Genomic DNA, 1,963 nt, shown 5'->3' with positions numbered 1-1,963 from the left:
CGACCAACGGTCGTGACCTACCGGCAAGCCAGTCCACCCGGCCGGCCCATGATCTGATTTCACCCGGTAGGCCACGACCGTTGGTCGTGACTTCCCACCGATCCCGCAATGCAAAATGACACCGGTTTCCTCCTTGGCTAGAATGGGGGAAATCGCGCCGGGGCCGCCCCGTCGGCCCACCCCTGCTCTGGAGACGCCATGTACTGCAAGACCCACTACGCCACCCATCCCGACGCCATCAAGGGCGCCAGCAACGACGACCTGCGCGAGCTTTACCTGCTCGACGGCCTGTTCAATGCCGACGCGGTGACCCTGAAGTACACCCACTACGAGCGCTTCGTGCTCGGCGGTGTGGCACCGGTGAAGGGCCCGGTGGCGCTGCCGAAGCAGACCGAACCGGCCTCGGCCGCCGGCCATGCGTTCCTGGAGCGCCGCGAGCTGGGCGTGATCAACGTCGGCGCCGGCAGCGGTACGGTCACTGTCGATGGCACCGTGTACACGCTCGGCCCGAAGGATGGCCTGTACGTGGCCATGGGCAGCGAAGAGGTGGTGTTCGCCTCCGATGACGCCGCCACCCCGGCGCAGTTCTACCTGGCCTCGACCCCGGCGCACGCGCGCTTCGAGACCAAGCAGCTGTCGATCAAGGATGCCGTTGCGCTGGAGCGCGGCGCGCTGGAAACCAGCAACGAGCGCACCATCTACCAGTACATCGTGCCGGCCACCTGCCAGTCCTCGCAGCTGCTGCTGGGCCTGACCGTGCTGAAGCCGGGCAGCGTCTGGAACACCATGCCGCCGCACCTGCACGATCGCCGCAGCGAGGTCTATTTCTACTTCGACCTGGGCCAGAACGACCGCGTGTACCACTTCATGGGCGAGCCGGACGCGCAGCGCCACATCGTGATCCAGAACAACGAAGCGGTGGTGTCCCCGCCGTGGTCGATCCACATGGGTGCCGGCACCAGCAACTACGCCTTCATCTGGGCGATGGGCGGCGAAAACCTGGATTACACCGACATGCACGTGCTGGACATCTGCCAGCTCAAGTAACCCACACCGCATTGGATAAGGACCGTAACCGCAATGGCTAATCCGTTCAGTCTGGAAGGCAAGGTCGCCCTCGTTACCGGTGGCAACACCGGCCTGGGGCAGGGCATCGCCGTGGCGCTGGCCCAGGCCGGCGCCGACGTGGCCGTGGCCGGCATCGCGCCGCCCACCGACACCATCGCCAAGATCACCTCGCTGGGCCGCCGCTGCCTGGCGGTGGAAGCAAACCTGATCAGCATCGAGCCGGTGGAGCGGGTGATCCGCGAAACCATCGAAGGGCTCGGTGGCCTGGATATCCTGGTCAACAACGCCGGCCTGATCCGCCGTGCCGATGCGGTGGACTTCAGCGAGCAGGACTGGGACGACGTGATGAACGTCAACATCAAGTCCGCGTTCTTCATCTCGCAGGCGGCGGGCCGTCATTTCATCGCGCAGGGCCGCGGCAAGATCATCAACATCGCCTCGATGCTGTCCTTCCAGGGCGGGATCCGGGTGCCGTCGTACACCGCCAGCAAGAGCGGCATCGCCGGCATCACCCGCCTGTTGGCCAATGAGTGGGCCAACAAGGGCATCAACGTCAACGCGATCGCCCCGGGCTACATGGCCACCGACAACACCGCCGCGCTGCGTGCCGACGAGGACCGCAACAAGTCCATCCTCGACCGCATCCCGGCCGGCCGCTGGGGCACCCCGGAAGACCTCGCCGGTACGGCCGTTTTCCTGGCGTCGAGCGCGTCGGATTACGTCAATGGCTCGGTCATTCCCGTAGACGGTGGTTGGCTCGCCCGGTAACGCCAGGGTATCGACCAACGGTCGATACCTACCTCGCTTCATGCGTAGCGCCGGGCTCTGCCCGGCCCACGTAACCTGACATAATGCGACCGCCGGGCAGGGCCCGGCGCGACGGGGCCCGCACATG

2 protein-coding genes are annotated in these 1,963 nt (G+C 66.1%); both read left to right on the top strand.

Going from position 1 to position 1,963, the window contains the following annotated elements:
• Positions 1–198: 198 nt before the first annotated feature.
• Positions 199–1,047, top strand: coding sequence for a 5-dehydro-4-deoxy-D-glucuronate isomerase (gene kduI, locus QMX79_RS20670; RefSeq protein ID WP_282248444.1), 849 nt, complete (start codon positions 199–201; stop codon positions 1,045–1,047).
• Positions 1,048–1,080: 33 nt separating this feature from the next.
• On the top strand, positions 1,081–1,836 hold the full coding sequence (gene kduD, locus QMX79_RS20665; RefSeq protein ID WP_282248443.1) for a 2-dehydro-3-deoxy-D-gluconate 5-dehydrogenase KduD: 756 nt from the start codon (positions 1,081–1,083) through the stop codon (positions 1,834–1,836).
• The last annotated feature ends 127 nt before the right edge of the window (positions 1,837–1,963 follow it).

Source organism: Stenotrophomonas sp. PS02300, from assembly GCF_029959395.1.
In the GTDB taxonomy this organism is placed as follows: Bacteria; Pseudomonadota; Gammaproteobacteria; order Xanthomonadales; family Xanthomonadaceae; genus Stenotrophomonas; species Stenotrophomonas maltophilia_AD.
This window is presented reverse-complemented; position numbering and strand designations above follow the sequence as displayed.